Annotated in this window: 2 protein-coding genes; both read left to right on the forward strand. The window is 67.6% G+C overall.

Annotation, left to right across the window (positions count from 1 at the left end; translation table 11 throughout):
* The first annotated feature begins 43 nt into the window (after positions 1 to 43).
* Complete coding sequence (locus AC1DU6_RS28590) at positions 44 to 1,702, forward strand: hypothetical protein (protein ID WP_477861267.1); 1,659 nt, start codon at positions 44 to 46, stop codon at positions 1,700 to 1,702.
* A 12-nt stretch (positions 1,703 to 1,714) separates the two neighbouring features.
* The coding region (locus tag AC1DU6_RS28595) for a hypothetical protein (protein ID WP_477861269.1) at positions 1,715 to 2,172 on the forward strand (458 nt) is incomplete at its 3' end.

A 2,172-nucleotide genomic window follows, 5' to 3' on the forward strand; every position in this document is an offset into this window, starting at 1 on the left:
CCTCAAACCATGATTCCGTGATGTTCATGCCAGCCCAACCACCATGCCCGATGTCACCACGGGCCTGACCGTCGCGCCGATGCTGGACGCCGTGCCCCCGGCGCTGCGCGTGACGGGCATCGACTGGCTGAGTGGTTTGCGCGACAGCGGCCTGCGGCGTGGCGATCAGRTCATCGCGGTGGACAGTGTGGCGCTGAGCCTCCCTTCGACGCCTGAAGAGGCGCGGCGCGAGGCTCCCCGCCTGATCGGCGGCTACCAGGAAAGCCAGCGCTGGGCGGATGCGGGAAAAGACGAGGGCGCGAGCGTCACGCTGACGCTGCGTCGGCGCGCCACGCCCGGCCGGGGTTGGCTCACGGTGCAGGCGACGGGCACGCTGCACGGACCCGTGCAGGCGCGCAGCGCAGACAACCGCATCCTGATCGGCCCCGGCGGGCCGCCCGAGATGTTCGAGAACGATGGCTTCGATTCCAGCTGGCGCGAATGGGCCGGGAAGTTCGCCGCCCTGGCCGCCGCCGTGCTCGATGACCCGCTGTACGCATTGGCCCAGACCTCGCAGTTCCTGCTGCGCCAACTGCTGGATCAGCAGCCGCGCGTGCAACTGCTGGCCGCGAAATACCCGAGCCCGTTCGCCCGCGCCATCGTGCAGGATTTCGAAGCCATGCGCTTGCGCCTGCAGGGGCCTGACGTCGTGCTGCCAGCCGATGCGCTGGCCTACCGCGAGGTGGGTGAACAGCGCGCCGAAGCGATACGCCAGCAGGCTGAAGCCRAATGGGCCGCCTTGCAGGCCGAACTCACTGATCGCCTGATCGTCCCGCTCTTTCCGGCCGTGCATCCCATACATGGTGACCGCGCCCGTGTGATCGGCCGCTACGCCTTGCTGCCCCCGCTGCGMAACCGCGACTGGGTCGGAGAGGCGGGGCGGACCTGGTTTGTTGCCGGCAACGCGCGTGACGGCTTCTACTTCGCCGACGCAGAGGGGCCGCAGGCAGTCCAGATGCTGGACGCGCTGGYCCGCTACCGCCGTCTGGTGCTGCCGAACATCGACGAGTGCTACGAACTCATCGGCCAGGTGCAGGAGCGGCCGGGGCAACTGGTGGTTGGCGAGCGGGCTTACTTCGGCTTGTCGCTCAAGCCGGTTGCGGCCTTGGTCGGCGGCGCGATGTTCGTCGATCTGCGCCAGCAGGACGGCAGTGTGGCGCTCTTTGCCGGCGAGCAGGCGCTGCACGACCATGGCGCCGCGGCGCCGCCCGACAACGCCGAGCCCGAGGTGGTGATGCAGGCGATGGTGGCCGCGCTCAAGGCCGCTGATCAGGATCTGTGGATCTCGCTCTTTGCCACCTGGTCCGTGGAATCGCTGCCGGATGGACGGGTTCTGTTCCGGGCCAACGCCGTGGAGCAGCCGGCACGCTATTTCGAGGAAGCGCGCAGGCGCATCATGGAACGCGTCTTCGACATGAGGCCGGTCTGGCAGGACGATGTCCGCGTCGTCATCCCGGGTGACCAGTACCCCGGCCAGCAACGACTTGAGGAGGTCATCGTCGAGATGCAGCACATCGGCCTGTTTGATGGCCAAGCCGAAGGCGCGCCACGGGTTTACCGCGCCTTCAGTGACGTCACGGTGAACCGCTGGTGGCGGCTGCAACGCATCGGCATGCCAGGGGCGCTCGGGCCGTGGCGCATCACCAGCCTGCAACCGATCTGACGGGGGCCGTGCATGCCATCTTTCGACGGACGCCGCCGCGAACTTCGTGCGGCGCTGGCCACGCTGCAGTCCACGCTGGACATCACCGAATCGACCCGCATCGCCGGCGTGATYGAGGACTACCTCAACGCGCGGGACGCCGTGCTGACGATGGTGCTGGTCTTCCTCGAAGACGACAGCGCCGAGCCGCTGGCGCCGGAGTACGCCTCCAAGTTCCGGGACACGACGCGGGCGGCGCAGGACAAGCTGGACAACATGCTCTCCGGTGTCTCCACCCCCAGCGAGGCGGCCGTGCGCTTTCGGGAACAGGTGGAATTCGAGGAGATGGCGTTCTGGGGCCTGATCGGCAGCGTGAAGCTCGCGGAATCGCGCGATGCGCTGGTCGACAACGGCAGCAAGGTCAGGGGCTTGATTTCCTCGCTCGACAAGAAATGGCAGAACCTCTGTGAGGAGGATCTGCGGGTCGAAGA

This window comes from Roseateles sp. P5_B10 (assembly GCF_056400485.1).